This window comes from Streptomyces sp. NBC_00466, assembly GCF_041433995.1.
Classification (GTDB): Bacteria; Actinomycetota; Actinomycetes; order Streptomycetales; family Streptomycetaceae; genus Streptomyces.
The window spans coordinates 4,947,510-4,961,428 of record NZ_CP107896.1; the positions used below are offsets into that span (position 1 = coordinate 4,947,510).

Annotated in this window: 16 protein-coding genes; 12 read left to right on the plus strand and 4 right to left on the minus strand. The window is 70.2% G+C overall.

Features of this window, described 5'->3' with window-relative positions; all coding sequences use genetic code 11:
- Nucleotides 1–89: 89 nt before the first annotated feature.
- The gene (gene era / locus OG210_RS22205; protein WP_328326416.1) at nucleotides 90–1,040 is read left to right on the plus strand and encodes a GTPase Era; all 951 of its coding nucleotides are present in this window, start codon (nucleotides 90–92) and stop codon (nucleotides 1,038–1,040) included.
- 51 nt (nucleotides 1,041–1,091) lie between these two features.
- On the opposite strand, the gene OG210_RS22210 is transcribed toward era, so the two are convergent.
- Complete coding sequence (locus OG210_RS22210) at nucleotides 1,092–1,358, minus strand: protealysin inhibitor emfourin (protein WP_328326413.1); 267 nt, start codon at nucleotides 1,356–1,358, stop codon at nucleotides 1,092–1,094.
- Between the two features lie 81 nt (nucleotides 1,359–1,439).
- Nucleotides 1,440–2,537 carry a M4 family metallopeptidase gene (locus tag OG210_RS22215; RefSeq protein WP_371538454.1) on the minus strand — a complete coding sequence of 366 codons (1,098 nt, stop codon included), beginning with the start codon at nucleotides 2,535–2,537 and terminating at the stop codon, nucleotides 1,440–1,442.
- 311 nt (nucleotides 2,538–2,848) lie between these two features.
- Between OG210_RS22215 and leuA the strand changes: the two genes are divergently transcribed.
- The 11 genes from leuA to OG210_RS22270 all read left to right on the plus strand — a co-directional run bounded on the left by leuA (nucleotide 2,849) and on the right by OG210_RS22270 (nucleotide 12,433).
- On the plus strand, nucleotides 2,849–4,606 hold the full coding sequence (gene leuA, locus OG210_RS22220; RefSeq protein ID WP_328326411.1) for a 2-isopropylmalate synthase: 1,758 nt from the start codon (nucleotides 2,849–2,851) through the stop codon (nucleotides 4,604–4,606).
- Nucleotides 4,607–4,931: 325 nt separating this feature from the next.
- Nucleotides 4,932–5,627, plus strand: a complete 696-nt coding sequence (locus tag OG210_RS22225; protein ID WP_328326409.1) for a TerB family tellurite resistance protein — start codon at nucleotides 4,932–4,934, stop codon at nucleotides 5,625–5,627.
- A 65-nt stretch (nucleotides 5,628–5,692) separates the two neighbouring features.
- Nucleotides 5,693–5,947, plus strand: a complete 255-nt coding sequence (locus OG210_RS22230; protein ID WP_328326407.1) for a hypothetical protein — start codon at nucleotides 5,693–5,695, stop codon at nucleotides 5,945–5,947.
- 169 nt (nucleotides 5,948–6,116) lie between these two features.
- The gene (locus tag OG210_RS22235) at nucleotides 6,117–6,419 is read left to right on the plus strand and encodes an urease subunit gamma (RefSeq protein WP_328326405.1); all 303 of its coding nucleotides are present in this window, start codon (nucleotides 6,117–6,119) and stop codon (nucleotides 6,417–6,419) included.
- A complete protein-coding gene (gene ureB, locus OG210_RS22240) occupies nucleotides 6,416–6,802 on the plus strand; it encodes an urease subunit beta (RefSeq protein ID WP_328326403.1) in 387 nt (128 codons plus the stop codon). The genes OG210_RS22235 and ureB overlap by 4 nt, the downstream gene beginning before the upstream one ends.
- A 1-nt stretch (nucleotide 6,803) precedes the next feature.
- Entirely contained in the window at nucleotides 6,804–8,507 is a 1,704-nt protein-coding gene (locus tag OG210_RS22245; RefSeq protein WP_328326401.1) for an urease subunit alpha, read from the plus strand.
- Nucleotides 8,507–9,187, plus strand: a complete 681-nt coding sequence (locus OG210_RS22250) for an urease accessory UreF family protein (RefSeq protein WP_328326399.1) — start codon at nucleotides 8,507–8,509, stop codon at nucleotides 9,185–9,187. Before OG210_RS22245 ends, OG210_RS22250 begins: the two co-directional genes overlap by 1 nt.
- 103 nt (nucleotides 9,188–9,290) lie before the next feature.
- Nucleotides 9,291–10,001, plus strand: a complete 711-nt coding sequence (gene ureG, locus OG210_RS22255; protein ID WP_328335414.1) for an urease accessory protein UreG — start codon at nucleotides 9,291–9,293, stop codon at nucleotides 9,999–10,001.
- Complete coding sequence (locus OG210_RS22260) at nucleotides 9,998–10,735, plus strand: urease accessory protein UreD (RefSeq protein WP_328326398.1); 738 nt, start codon at nucleotides 9,998–10,000, stop codon at nucleotides 10,733–10,735. The genes ureG and OG210_RS22260 overlap by 4 nt, the downstream gene beginning before the upstream one ends.
- Nucleotides 10,736–10,795: 60 nt before the next feature.
- The gene (recO, locus tag OG210_RS22265) at nucleotides 10,796–11,542 is read left to right on the plus strand and encodes a DNA repair protein RecO (RefSeq protein WP_266857187.1); all 747 of its coding nucleotides are present in this window, start codon (nucleotides 10,796–10,798) and stop codon (nucleotides 11,540–11,542) included.
- A 75-nt stretch (nucleotides 11,543–11,617) separates the two neighbouring features.
- Entirely contained in the window at nucleotides 11,618–12,433 is an 816-nt protein-coding gene (locus OG210_RS22270) for an isoprenyl transferase (RefSeq protein WP_328326397.1), read from the plus strand.
- A gap of 116 nt (nucleotides 12,434–12,549) precedes the next feature.
- Here OG210_RS22270 and OG210_RS22275 read toward each other — a convergent pair whose 3' ends face one another.
- Together OG210_RS22275 and OG210_RS22280 are read right to left on the minus strand one after the other, a co-directional pair.
- Nucleotides 12,550–12,969 carry a transcriptional repressor gene (locus OG210_RS22275; protein WP_327297680.1) on the minus strand — a complete coding sequence of 140 codons (420 nt, stop codon included), beginning with the start codon at nucleotides 12,967–12,969 and terminating at the stop codon, nucleotides 12,550–12,552.
- A 57-nt stretch (nucleotides 12,970–13,026) separates the two neighbouring features.
- Nucleotides 13,027–13,917, minus strand: a complete 891-nt coding sequence (locus tag OG210_RS22280; protein ID WP_371538459.1) for a metal ABC transporter permease — start codon at nucleotides 13,915–13,917, stop codon at nucleotides 13,027–13,029.
- Between the last annotated feature and the right edge of the window lie 2 nt (nucleotides 13,918–13,919).

Here is a 13,919-nt window from a genome sequence, read left to right on the forward strand (position 1 = left end):
GTGTTTCGTCCGTATTTCGTGTCGTGGGACGGTTACCGGAAACTCACCGCGGGGCCACCTGGTCGGCGTCCACCGGACGATCGGGGAGAATGGGCGCCATGAGCGTTCACACCCAGTCATCCGAAGCAGCCCACCGGGCCGGTTTCGCCTGCTTCGTCGGCCGCCCCAACGCGGGCAAGTCCACTCTCACGAACGCTCTCGTCGGCAAGAAGGTGGCGATCACCTCCAGCCGGCCGCAGACCACCCGCCACACCGTGCGCGGCATCGTGCACCGCGCCGACGCCCAGCTGATCCTGGTGGACACCCCCGGCCTCCACAAGCCGCGCACGCTGCTGGGCGAGCGGCTCAACGACGTCGTACGGACCACCTGGGCCGAGGTCGACGTCATCGGCTTCTGTGTCCCCGCCGACCAGAAGCTCGGCCCCGGCGACAAGTTCATCGCCAAGGAACTCGCCGGGATCAAGAAGACCCCGAAGATCGCCGTGGTCACCAAGACCGACCTGGTCGACGGCAAGCAGCTCGCCGAGCAGCTCATCGCCATCGACCAGCTCGCCACGGAACTCGGCTTCGAATGGGCCGAGATCATCCCGGTCTCCGCCGTCGGCGACCAGCAGGTCTCGCTCCTCGCCGACCTCATCGCCCCGCTGCTGCCGCTGAGCCCCCCGCTCTATCCGGAGGGCGACCTCACGGACGAGCCCGAGATGGTGATGGTCGCGGAGCTGATCCGGGAGGCCGCGCTGGAGGGCGTACGGGACGAGCTGCCGCACTCCATCGCCGTCGTCGTCGAGGAGATGCTGCCCCGCGAGAACCGGCCCGCGGACAAGCCGCTGCTCGACATCCACGCGAACGTATACATCGAGCGGCCGAGCCAGAAGGGCATCATCATCGGGCCCAAGGGCGCCCGCCTGAAGGACGTCGGCATGAAGTCCCGCAAGCAGATCGAGGCACTGCTCGGCACCCCGGTCTTCCTGGACCTGCACGTGAAGGTGGCGAAGGACTGGCAGCGGGACCCGAAGCAGCTGCGGAAGCTCGGCTTCTGAGCCCCGCCCGCCAGGGCCCCTCGCCGGTGCCGCGGCACCGGCGCCGCGGTGCTACGCGCCCTCCTTCAGCACCCGCGAGATCAGCGAACGCTGCGCGTCGCTGAGCCGCGGGTCCGTGCAGTACACCGTCCGGTCGTCCACCGTGATCCGGTAGTTGAACCCGTCGGGCACCCCCTGGGGTGGTGCGTCGTGGCCCGCGGCCACCGCCTGTTCGGCCAGCTCGTGCCACTCGCCGGCATCGGGCCGGGCCGAGGTGTCCACCTCGGCCCGGCGCTCGATACCGGCGAAGCCTCCCGTGCGCCTTACCTGGATACGCATGGGATCTGTCTACCCCCTATGTCTGCCCCTATCGACCTGTCTACCCCTATCCCCGTGTCGGCCTCTTGTGCGGTCGACGTCTTACGAGCCGGTCGGGACACCGACCGTGGACCACGCCTTGGTCACCGCCTCCTGCTCGTCGCCACTGCCGAAGCGGGCCTGGGCTGCCTTGACCGTCAGCCGGGCGAAGTCCGCGAAGCTCGCGTCGGCCGCCAGGCCGCCGCCGGTCAGGGTGTCGTACCAGATCTGCCCGGCCCGCTCCCAGGCCTTGCCGCCCAGGGCGTCCGCCAGCAGGTAGAAGGCGTGGTTGGGGATACCGGAGTTGACGTGCACCCCGCCGTTGTCGTCGGTGGTCTTGAGGTACCCCTTCATCGTGGCGGGCTGCGGGTCCTTGCCGAGCACATCGTCGTCGTACGCGGTGCCCGGCGCCTTCATCGAGCGCAGCGCGACCCCGGATACGTGCGGCGCCAGGAGGCCGGCGCCGATCAGCCAGTCGGCCTGGTCGGCGGTCTGGCCCAGGGCGTACTGCTTGATGAGCGAGCCGAAGACGTCCGATACCGACTCGTTGAGCGCGCCGGACTGGCCGGAGTACGCCAGGTTCGCGGTGTACTGCGTGACGCCGTGGGTGAGTTCGTGGCCGATGACGTCCACCGGGATGGTGAAGTCGAGGAACATCGTCCCGTCACCGTCGCCGAAGACCATCTGGCTGCCGTCCCAGAAGGCGTTGTTGTACTTCCGGTCGTAGTGGACACTCGCGTCGAGCGCCAGCCCCTTGCCGTCGATCGAGTACCGCCCGTACGCCTTGAGATACAGCTCGAAGGTGGCGCCGAGGCCCGCGTAGGCCCGGTTGACCGTCGCGTCCTTGCTCGGCTGCGCGCCCTCCGCGCGGACCTTGGTGCCCGGCAGCTGGGTGCCGTGCCCGGCGTCGTAGATGGTGCGCTTCGGCGTCCTGGGCGCCGGGTCGGCCGGCCCCGAGACACCGCCGTCCCCGGGCACGGTGGCGGCCATGGCCGCCCGGCGCCGGCTGCGGTGCGAGTCGTCCGCCTCAAGGGTGCGGCGGGCCGGGCCGGAGACCTCCGGGTCGTCGGCTTCCGCGAGCTTGTTGAGGATGTGCGGCGGGATGATGGTGCAGAAGACGGAACGTCCGGCCGGGCCGGTCATCTCAGTGGTGCCAGTCATCTCAGGAGTGTCAGTCATCCTTCGAATGTGGCACTGCGTAAGGGAATTGTCACTGGTTGCGACGGTGATTGACGAGAAAGAGTGACCCGGCACCGTGCCGACGGTGACTGCCGGGTGTCCCGCATACTGATACGGGAGCGGCGTTCCAGGTGCCGCTGGGCTAGGCTGCGGAACATCATGCGTTTCGGGCTGCTTCTCCTTAGCTGCCGCGGCGAGGGCCTGTAGTCGTAGGTCGACCCCCTCCCCGCGGAGTCTGGTGCTGTAGCGGCACAGTCGGCCTTCCCCGCTGGATCCCGAGGAGCCCCACGCAGATGTCGCACCCCACGCCGATCACCAACGCCACCCGGACGCAGAAGCCCTCCGGAATGCCGGTGCACAAGTACGGCCAGTACGACGCCGTCGAGATCCCCGACCGCAGCTGGCCCGACAACCGGATCACCCGGGCCCCCCGCTGGCTCTCCACCGATCTGCGCGACGGCAATCAGGCCCTGATCGACCCCATGTCGCCGGCCCGCAAGCGCGAGATGTTCGACCTGCTGGTGAAGATGGGCTACAAGGAGATCGAGGTCGGCTTCCCGGCCTCCGGCGAGACCGACTTCAACTTCGTACGCTCGATCATCGAAGAAGAGGGCGCGATCCCCGAGGACGTGACCATCTCCGTCCTGACCCAGGCCCGTGAGGACCTGATCGAGCGCACCGTCGAGTCGCTGCGCGGCGCGCACCGCGCGAGCGTGCACCTGTACAACGCGACCGCGCCGACCTTCCGCCGGGTCGTCTTCCGCGGCTCCAAGGACGACATCAAGCAGATCGCCGTGGACGGCACCCGTCTGGTGATGGAGTACGCCGAGAAGATCCTGGGCCCCGAGACGACCTTCGGCTACCAGTACAGCCCGGAGATCTTCACGGACACCGAGCTGGACTTCGCCCTGGAGGTCTGCGAGGCGGTCATGGACGTCTGGCAGCCCGAGGCCGGACGCGAGATCATCCTCAACCTGCCCGCCACCGTGGAGCGTTCGACGCCGTCCACGCACGCGGACCGCTTCGAGTGGATGTCGCGCAACCTGACCCGCCGCGAGTTCGTCTGCCTGTCCGCCCACCCGCACAACGACCGCGGCACCGCCGTCGCCGCTGCCGAACTGGCCGTCATGGCGGGCGCCGACCGTATCGAGGGCTGTCTGTTCGGGCAGGGCGAGCGCACCGGTAACGTCGACCTGGTGACGCTGGGCATGAACCTGTTCAGCCAGGGCGTCGACCCGCAGATCGACTTCTCGCAGATCGACGAGGTGCGCCGCACCGCCGAGTACTGCAACCAGATGGAGATCCACCCGCGCCACCCCTACGCGGGCGACCTGGTCTACACGTCCTTCTCCGGCTCCCACCAGGACGCCATCAAGAAGGGCTTCGACGCCATGGAGGCCGACGCGGCCGCCCAGGGCAAGACGGTCGACGACATCGAGTGGGCCGTGCCGTACCTGCCCATCGACCCCAAGGACGTCGGCCGCTCGTACGAGGCCGTGATCCGGGTCAACTCGCAGTCCGGCAAGGGCGGTATCGCGTACGTCCTGAAGAACGAGCACAAGCTGGATCTGCCGCGCCGGATGCAGATCGAGTTCTCGAAGATCATCCAGACGAAGACCGACGCCGAGGGCGGCGAGGTCACGCCGAAGGACATCTGGGCGATCTTCCAGGACGAGTACCTGCCCAGCTCCGTCGAGGGCGACGCCCGCTGGGGCCGGATCCAGCTGCGTTCCGGCCAGACCACGACGGACACCGACGGCAGGGACACCCTGACCGTCGAGGCTGTCGTGGACGGGGTCGAGACGGCGCTGTCGGGCACCGGCAACGGTCCGATCTCGGCCTTCTTCGCCGCGCTGTCCGAGACCGGCGTGGACGCCCGGCTCCTGGACTACCAGGAGCACACGATGAGCGAGGGCGCGAGCGCGCTGGCCGCCTCGTACATCGAGTGCGCGATCGACGGCAAGGTCATGTGGGGTATCGGCATCGACGCCAACACCACACGCGCCTCGCTGAAGGCGGTCGTCTCCGCTGTGAACAGGGCCGCCCGCTGACCCAGGGGCCCCGCCCGCCGACTCCAGCACCCCGCTCCGCGTGACGGGGCCGTCCCGGAAGATCTTCTTACGGGTACGGCCCCGCCGTCGTTTTTTCGGCGGCCCCGGCCGCACGGAGCCCTTCTGACCTCTCCCTTCCCGGATCCCGGCCGCGCTCAGCGATGGTCGGGACCAAGCCATCTCCTGTCAGGGTGCTGACGCCGCATCATCGATGTGGCTAACATCACGTCCACATGGCGGCCCTGTGTCCAACGGAACAACCGGGGGACACGGGCGTGGTGGAGCGCAGCGCAACGGAGCGTTGCCGGTGTTACGGAGGTGAGCCGTGCTGTCAGTCCGTGGACGAAGCGGCAAGAAGTCGATCATCTGGGCCGTCCGTACCTCCTGGGACACGGTCGGCGACGGCGAGTTCTTCTGTGCGGACTGCGGGGGAGACCGCAACTACCGCCGCCTGACAGGCCGCCGCCGGCTCACCGTGCTCGGTCTGCCGCTCCTCTCGCGCGGCCGCACCGGCCCGGTGATCGAATGCGCCGCCTGCTGGACGCAGTTCTCCACCGACACCCTCGACCGCCCCACCACGACACGCTTCTCGGCGATGCTCCGCGACGCCGTCCACACCGTGACGCTCGCCGTCCTCACCGCGGGCGGTACCGGCTCCCACACGGTCGTCGAGACCGCCGTCTCCACGGTCCGGGCCGCCGGATTCGACGAGTGCACCGAGGAGCAGCTCACCGCCCTGGTCGACGCACTGGCCGCCGACACCGGCCGTTTCGTCACGGACGCCGAGCCGTGCGGGGCCGCGCTCACCATCGAGCTGCACGAGTCGCTGCAGCCGCTGACGCCCCATCTCGCCCCGGTGGGCCGGGAGTCCATCCTGCTCCAGGGCGCCCGGATCGCCCTCGCCGACGGCCCGTACAGCCCCGCGGAGCGCGAGGTGCTCGCGACGGTCGGCGGCGCACTCCAGCTCTGCACGGAGGACACGGCCCGGCTGCTGGCGGCAGCGGCGCGGACACCTTCCTGAGGCGGCGCTGACACCTTCCGCGGGTGGCGCGCACACTTCCCTGAGGGCGCGGCCGTACCCGCGCGATGGAAGGTACGGGCTCCGCCAGTCCGTACCGGGCGGAGCACTACGAGCGGTGGCACGGCCTGCTGCGAGGTGCGCTGGGGGAGATTCCCGGCATCGCCGACAGTGGTTACACCGCGCACGCGCTGCTCGCCGTCATCCGTGCCGACCTCGTGGAACACCTCGTGGACCAGGAGCGGATGAGCTGTGAGCAGGTGTGGGCGCACCTGGCGGACTTCACTGCCAGGGTGCTCGGAACCGGTGCGTCGCAGGGTTGAATCCCGCGGAGATTTTGGGTGGCTTGCCCGTATTTAGTGGGTCATAACCCCAGAAGGGGACTTTTTATGGTGTCCCGAAAGTTGCCACAGCGCCGTCGATGGGTTTATAAGAGGGAGGTGGCTGTGGCGATTCCGGGAATTCCGGAGAGTGCCGCCACGGAGGTTTCCCATGCTTCTCACTCCGTCCGACACGGAGAAATTGCTGCTGAGCGTCGCCGGAATGGTCGCCCGTGACCGGCGTGAACGCGGCGTACGTCTGAACTACCCCGAGGCAGTGGCGCTGCTTTCCTGCTGGGCGATGGAACGCGCCCGCGAAGGTGCCCGTGTCGTCGACCTCATGACGGCGGGCAGGTCCGTCCTTACCCGTGCTGACGTGCTCGAAGGCGTCCCGGAGATGCTGCACGACGTCCAGGTCGAAGCGACCTTCCCCGACGGGCGCAAGCTCGTCACGATCACCTCGCCGATCCCGTGATTCCTGGAGAGATCCGGACCGGGCCGGGCGTACTCGAAATCAATGAAACCCTTATGCAATTGCGACTCGACGTGGTGAATGACGGTGACCGGCCCATTCAGATCGGCTCGCATTTCCATTTCTCCGACGTGAATCCCGCCCTTTCTTTTGACCGGGTCGCGGCCGAGGGATTCAGGCTCGATATTCCGTCCGGCACCTCGCTGCGCTTCGAGCCCGGGGTCGGCGCCGAGGTGACGCTGGTCGAACTCGGCGGGCGGCGGTCGGTCCCCGGACTCGTGCCGCCCGGGAGCCCCACCCGTACAGCACCCACGGCCCGCACCACACCCGCAGAACCAACGGCAACCGAACCCGCGACGGCGACGGCACGGACGGAGGAAGGCTGAGATGGCCCGGATGACCCGTGCCGCGTACGCGGCGCTCTACGGACCCACCACCGGTGACCGGATCCGCCTCGCCGACACCGACCTCTGGATCGAGGTAGAGGAGGACCGCTGCTTCGGCGGCGACGAAGCCGTGTTCGGCGGCGGCAAGTCCATCCGCGAATCCATGGCCCAGGCCACCACCTCCCGCGCCGAAGGCGCCCTCGACCTGGTCATCACCAATGTCGTGGTGCTCGACCACTGGGGCGTCGTCAAGACCGACGTCGGGATCCGGGCGGGCCGGATCGTCGCACTCGGCCGCTCCGGCAACCCCGACATGAGCGACGGTGTCCACCCCGGCCTGGTGATCGGCCCCGGTACCGATGTGGTGTCCGGCGAGGGGCGCATCCTGACCGCCGGGGCCATCGACACCCATGTCCACTTCCTGATGCCGGAGACGCTGCACGAGGCGCTCGCCACGGGCACCACCACCGTGATCGGCGGCGGCACCGGGGCCACCGAGGGGTCGAAGGCCACCACCGTCACCCCTGGCGCCTGGAACCTCGCGATGATGCACCGCTCCCTGGACCGGGTCCCGCTCAACATCATGCTGTTCGGCAAGGGCTCCACCGTCAGCGAGGAGTCCCTGCGCGAGGCCGCGCTCGGCGGCGCCGGCGGCTACAAGGTCCACGAGGACTGGGGCGCCACGCCCGCCGCCATCGACGCCGCCCTGCGCGCCGCCGACACCTACGGGCTCCAGGTCGCGCTGCACGGCGACAGCCTCAACGAGGCCGGATACGTCGAGAGCACCCTGGACGCCATCGCCGGACGCGGCATCCACGTCTTCCACGCCGAGGGCGCGGGTGGCGGCCACGCCCCCGACATCATCACCGTCGCCTCGCACCCCCATGTGCTGCCGGCCTCGACCAATCCGACGCTGCCGCACACCGTGAACACCGTCGCCGAGCACCTCGACATGCTGATGGTCTGCCACCATCTCAACCCCCGGGTGCCCGAGGACCTGGCCTTCGCGGAGTCCCGCATCCGCGCCACCACCATCGCCGCCGAGGACGTCCTGCACGACATCGGCGCCCTCTCCATCACCTCGTCCGACGCCCAGGCCATGGGCCGCATCGGTGAGGTCATCTGCCGCACCTGGCAGGTCGCGCACACCATGAAGCAGCGTTTCGGGGACCGCGGCACGGAGCTGCCCGCGGACAACGAACGCGCCCGCCGCTATGTCGCCAAGTACACGATCTGCCCGGCGGTCGCCCACGGCATCGACCATGTCATCGGCTCCGTCGAGCCCGGCAAACTCGCCGACCTGGTGCTCTGGGACCCCGCGTTCTTCGGCATCAGGCCCGCCGCCGTGCTCAAGGGCGGCATGGTGGTGAGCGCGCCGCTCGGCGACGCCAACGCCGCGATCCCCACCACGCAGCCGGTCCTGCTCCGCCACAGCGCGGCGGCCGACGCGGCCCCGCACCTCTCGGTCAGCTTCGTCTCCCCGGCGGCCCTGGAAGACGGTCTCGCCGAACGGCTTGGTCTGGTACGGGAGTTGGTCGCCGTACGGCCGACCCGCCACCTCACCAAGGCGGACCTGCCCAACAACACGGCGCTCCCGGCGATCGACGTCGACCCGGAGACCTTCGCCATCCGTATCGACGGGGAGCTCGTGGAGCCCGCCCCGGCCGCCGAGCTGCCGCTCACCCAGCGGTACAGCCTGTTCTGATGCCTACATCCGGGCTCGCACCCCTGCTGCTCGCGGACGGACGACTGCCGGTCGGCGCGTACACCTACAGCGCCGGGCTCGAACCGGCCGTGGCGGCCGGGCTCACCCGCGACCGGATCCCCGCACTGCTGCGGGCCAGGCTGCACACCACCACCGTCACCGAGGCGGCCGCCGCGGTGCTCGCACTGCGGGCCGCGCGCCGGGACCCGGTGGACTACGCCCCCGTACAGCGGGCGCTCGCGGCCAGGACGCCGGTGGCGCCGATGCGTGCGGCGTCGGCGACGCTCGGCCGGGGCGTGCACCGGCTCGCCCGCAGGCTCGCCCCCGGCCATCCGGCGGTCACGGCGCTCACCACCGCGCACACGCCGTCCCTGCGCCCCCTGCGGCCCGTCACGCTGGGCGCGCTCGGCGCGGTGCTCGACGTGTCGGACGAGGAGCTGGCGTACGGCGTCGTCTACGACGAGCTCCAGACGGTCGCCGCCGCCGCGCTGAAGCTGCTGCCCGGCGACCCGCTCGACTCGGTGGCCTGGATCCTCGCCGCCGGACCCGACGCGGCCGCCGCGGTCGCGGAGGCCGTCGCCGTACGGACACCGGACGGACTGCCCGCCAGGGCCGGCCTGCTCACCGAGGAGTGGGCCCTCGAACACGACCGACGAGAACGGAGACTCTTCCTTGCCTGAGAACGACCCCCGGATCCAGCACCGGCTCCCCACGGCCGAGCACCCGCTCCCGCCCGCCGAGCGCGCGCCGGAGCCGCCCCTCAACCAGCACTTCAACGAACCCCTGAACCAGCCGCGGGCCCTGCGCCTCGGTGTCGCCGGGCCGGTCGGCACCGGCAAGAGCTCGATCCTGGCGACCCTCTGCCGTGCGCTCGCCAGTGAACTCTCCATGGCCGTCGTCACCAACGACATCTACACCGATGAGGACGCCCGTTTCCTGCGCTCGGCGGGCGTCCTGCCCACCGAACGCATTCGCGCGGTCGAGACCGGCGCCTGCCCGCACACCGCGATCCGCGACGACGTCAGCGCCAACCTCGACGCGGTCGAGGACCTCGAAGAGGCGTACGGGCCGCTCGACCTGGTGCTCATCGAGAGCGGCGGCGACAACCTCACCGCCACGTTCAGCCCGGCGCTCGCCGACGCGCAGCTCTTCTGCATCGATGTCGCGGGCGGCGGCGACGTGGCCCGCAAGGGCGGCCCCGGCATCACCGGGGCCGACCTCCTCGTCATCAACAAGACCGACCTCGCCCCCCATGTGGAGGTCGACGTCCCGGCGATGGTCGCCGACGCGGAGGCGGCCCGCGACGGGCTCCGGGTGCTCGCGCTGTCCAAGCACGACACGGCGTCGGTGTCCGAACTCGCCGACTGGGTCAGGGCGTTGCTCGTACGCCACCGGTCCGGCACCCATGTGCCCACCGACCCGGGACCGATGGCCCCGCACAGCCACAGCCACAGCCACAGCCACGGTGACGGCGAAGGCCACAGTCACCCGTGACCGGACCCGACGACGGCGGCGCCGACCCCACGGTCGTCGTTGTCGAGCGCGACGCGGCCGGCCGCCACCTGGCCCGCGAACTGAGACCCGGCGCCTTTCTGGCCCCCCGCCCGCTGTGGCCCGCGCCCGACGGGCTGCACATTGCCATGGTCGGGACCCGCGCCGGACTCCTGGCGGGCGACGCACTGACCCTGCGCCTCACCGTCGGCCCCGGCGCCCGGCTGCACATCGTCGAACCGGCGGGGCTCGTCGCGTACGACCACCGCGGCGGCACATCGGCCTGGCACGCCCGCGTCGACATCGCCGAGGGCGGCGAACTCACCTGGGACGCCCAGCCGTTCGTGGTCTCGTCCGGCGCGGACGTCCGGCGCACGATGGAGATCGCGCTGGCCGCCGGGGCCCGGATGCTCTGGCGCGACACCCTGGTCCTCGGGCGCTCCGGGGAGCGGGGCGGCAGCGTACGGGCGACGACCCGTGCCACCTACGACGGCCAGGACCTGCTGGTCGAGGACCTGGACCTGTGCGACCCGGACATCCGGGAGCTGCCCGGCATCCTCGGCGCGCACCGCGTCATCGGCTCGGTCACCGCCCTCGGCGCCACCCCCGGCGGCCCGCCGCACCCGTACCACACGGACCTGGCGGGCCCGGGGGCGCAGGTAAGGCTGCTGGACACGGTGGCTCCGGCGGTCGACGCGGACCTCACGGAGGTGTGGGAGGAGTGGCGCCGGGCCTGAGGGGGCGGGCGCGGGACGCCCCGCGTACGGCACCCCGGCGCGTACGGGACAATGGACCCCATGAGTCTTTTCCGTGACGACGGGGTCGTCCTGCGGACTCAGAAGCTGGGTGAGGCCGACCGCATCATCACGCTGCTGACCCGGGGCCACGGGCGGGTGCGCGCCGTCGCGCGGGGCGTGCGCCGTACGAAGTCCAAATTCGGGGCGCGGCTCGAACCGTTCTCCCATGTCGACGTGCAGTTCTTCGCGCGCGGCAGCGAGCTGATCGGGCGCGGGCTCCCGCTGTGCACCCAGAGTGAGACCATCGCTCCGTACGGTGGCGGGATCGTCAGTGACTACGCCCGCTACACGGCGGGCACGGCCATGCTGGAGACGGCGGAACGCTTCACCGACCACGAGGGTGAGCCGTCCGTCCAGCAGTATTTGCTGCTCATCGGCGGGCTGCGTACCCTCGCCCGCGGTGAGCACGCCCCGAATCTGATCCTCGACGCGTTCCTGCTGCGCTCGCTCGCCGTCAACGGCTACGCGCCCAGCTTCGAGGACTGCGCGAAGTGCGGCCTGGAAGGACCGAACCGGTTCTTCTCCGTGGCGGGCGGCGGGGCGGTGTGCGGCGACTGCCGGGTCCCCGGCAGCGTCGTACCCTCTGCGGAGGCCGTCGGGCTGCTCAGCGCACTGCTGACGGGGGACTGGACGACGGCCGACGCGGCCGAGCCGCGGCACGTCAGGGAGGGCAGCGGGCTCGTATCGGCCTATCTGCACTGGCACTTGGAGCGCGGGCTGCGCTCGTTGCGGTACGTGGAGAAGTAGCGAGCACGCCGAGAAGCAGCGAGTGCTCAGAGAAGCAGTGAGTACGTAGAGAAGTAGCGAGAGGGAGACGAGCACATGGCACGACGCGGGATTCTGGGGCGTAGCAAGCAGGAGTACAAAACCCCCGAACTGCACCCGTCGGGCGCCCGCCCGCCGAAGATCCCCGGCGAACTGGTGCCGAACCACGTGGCGATCGTCATGGACGGCAACGGCCGCTGGGCCAAGGACCGCGGGCTGCCGCGCACCGAGGGCCACAAGGTGGGCGAGGCCACCGTCCTCGAAGTGCTCAACGGCTGCATCGAGATGGGCGTCAAGAACCTCTCGCTGTACGCCTTCTCGACCGAGAACTGGAAGCGCTCGCCCGACGAGGTGCGCTTCCTGATGAACTTCAACCGCGATGTCATCAGGCGGCGCCGGGACCAGATGGACGAGCTGGGGATCCGGATCCGCTGGGTGGGCCGGATGCCCAAGCTGTGGAAGTCGGTCGTCGAGGAACTCCAGGTCGCGCAGGAGCAGACCAAGGACAACGACGCGATGACGCTGTACTTCTGCGTCAACTACGGCGGGCGCGCGGAGATCGCCGACGCGGCACAGGCCATCGCCCGCGATGTGGCGGCGGGCAAGCTGGACCCGGCGAAGGTCAATGAGAAGACCTTCGCGAAGTACATCTACTACCCGGACATGCCGGACGTGGACCTCTTCCTGCGCCCGAGCGGCGAGCAGCGCACGTCCAACTACCTGATCTGGCAGAGCGCGTACGCCGAGATGGTCTTCCAGGACGTCCTGTGGCCGGACTTCGACCGCCGCGACCTGTGGCGGGCCTGCCTCGAATTCGCCCAGCGGGACCGGCGGTTCGGCGGCGCGATCGAGGAGACGACAACGACCGCCTGATCAGTACGCGGTCCGGCCCCGGACCGCGCTCTCGGCCAACGACCGCCGGATGGGCTCGAAGACATCGAGCCCGTCCGGCGGCACTTTGACGACAGGCCCCGGTTCAGCTCTCCGGTTCAGCTCTCCGTCGCGGACCCCGCGCACTCCGCGCAGGTCCCGAAGACCTCCATCGTGTGCGCGACGTTCACATACCCGTGCTGCGCCGCGATCGTCTCCGCCCACTTCTCCACCGCGGGCCCCTCCACCTCGACGGCCTTGCCGCAGGTGCGGCAGACCAGGTGGTGGTGGTGCTCACCGGTCGAGCACCGCCGGTACACCGACTCGCCGTCGCCCGTGCGCAGCACGTCGACCTCGCCCGCGTCGGCCAGCGACTGGAGTGTGCGGTAGACGGTGGTCAGCCCGACCGAGTCGCCCCGGTGCTTGAGCACATCGTGCAGCTCCTGGGCACTGCGGAACTCGTCCACCTCGTCGAGCGCCGCGGCCACCGCGGCGCGCTGCCGGGTCGACCGGCCTCGTACTGGTGCTCCCGCGGTCACAGGTGCCTCCTCGCCGTGCGTCGCCCGCCCATGTGTCGGGCCATTGTGCCAGCTCCGTCAGGTCCCGGCCGATTCCACCGGCCGCCGCGCCGCCGGGACGGGACCGGACTCGGCCTCCGCGGCCGAGGCGGCCCGTGCGCGCCGCCTCGCCAGGGGCGCGGCGAGCGCGGTCAGTGCCACGAAGACCAGGATGGCCAGCAGCACAATTGTCGCTCCGGGCGGGACGTCCTGGTAGTAGGAAGTGATGGTGCCGGAGAGCGTCACCGCCGTACCGATCACCACGGCCAGTACGAAGGTGACCGCGAACGACTTCGTCAGCTGCTGCGCCGCCGCCACCGGGACCACCATCAGCGCGCTCACCAGCAGCAGCCCGACCACCCGCATGGCGACGGTGACGGTGACGGCCGCTGTGACCGCGATGAGCAGGTTGAGCAGCCGTACCGGCAGCCCGGTGACCCGGGCGAACTCCTCGTCCTGGCTTACCGCGAAGAGCTGCCTGCGCAGCCCGAGCGTCACCAGGATCACGAACGCGGCCAGGATGCAGATCGCGGTGACATCGCTCTGCGAGACGGTCGCGAGCGAGCCGAAGAGATACGACGAGAGGTTGGCGTTCGAGCCGGTCGGGGAGAGGTTGATCAGCAGCACCCCACCCGACATACCGCCGTAGAAGAGCATCGCCAGCGCGACATCGCCGCGCATCCGGCCGTAGCTGCGGATCAGCTCCATCGAGACGGCGCCGACGATCGAGACCAGCGTCGCCATCCACACCGGGCTGGAGTTGAGCAGAAAGCCGAGGCCGACCCCGGTCATGGCGATGTGGCCGATGCCGTCGCCCATCAGGGCCTGGCGGCGCTGGACGAGGTAGATGCCGATGGCGGGGGCGGTGATGCCGACCAGGACGGCGGCGAGCAAGGCCCGCTGCATCAGGGGGCTCTGGAGAAGTTCCATGA

Bases quoted from the DNA above. Each gene is read 5' to 3' on its own strand.
- era (WP_328326416.1), top strand. From the start codon at position 90: ATGGGCGCCATGAGCGTTCACACCCAGTCATCCGAAGCAGCCCACCGG.
- OG210_RS22210 (WP_328326413.1), bottom strand. From the start codon at position 1,358: ATGCGTATCCAGGTAAGGCGCACGGGAGGCTTCGCCGGTATCGAGCGC.
- OG210_RS22215 (WP_371538454.1), bottom strand. From the start codon at position 2,537: ATGACTGGCACCACTGAGATGACCGGCCCGGCCGGACGTTCCGTCTTC.
- leuA (WP_328326411.1), top strand. From the start codon at position 2,849: ATGTCGCACCCCACGCCGATCACCAACGCCACCCGGACGCAGAAGCCC.
- OG210_RS22230 (WP_328326407.1), top strand. From the start codon at position 5,693: ATGGAAGGTACGGGCTCCGCCAGTCCGTACCGGGCGGAGCACTACGAG.
- OG210_RS22235 (WP_328326405.1), top strand. From the start codon at position 6,117: ATGCTTCTCACTCCGTCCGACACGGAGAAATTGCTGCTGAGCGTCGCC.
- OG210_RS22245 (WP_328326401.1), top strand. From the start codon at position 6,804: ATGGCCCGGATGACCCGTGCCGCGTACGCGGCGCTCTACGGACCCACC.
- OG210_RS22250 (WP_328326399.1), top strand. From the start codon at position 8,507: ATGCCTACATCCGGGCTCGCACCCCTGCTGCTCGCGGACGGACGACTG.
- recO (WP_266857187.1), top strand. From the start codon at position 10,796: ATGAGTCTTTTCCGTGACGACGGGGTCGTCCTGCGGACTCAGAAGCTG.
- OG210_RS22270 (WP_328326397.1), top strand. From the start codon at position 11,618: ATGGCACGACGCGGGATTCTGGGGCGTAGCAAGCAGGAGTACAAAACC.
- OG210_RS22280 (WP_371538459.1), bottom strand. From the start codon at position 13,917: ATGGAACTTCTCCAGAGCCCCCTGATGCAGCGGGCCTTGCTCGCCGCC.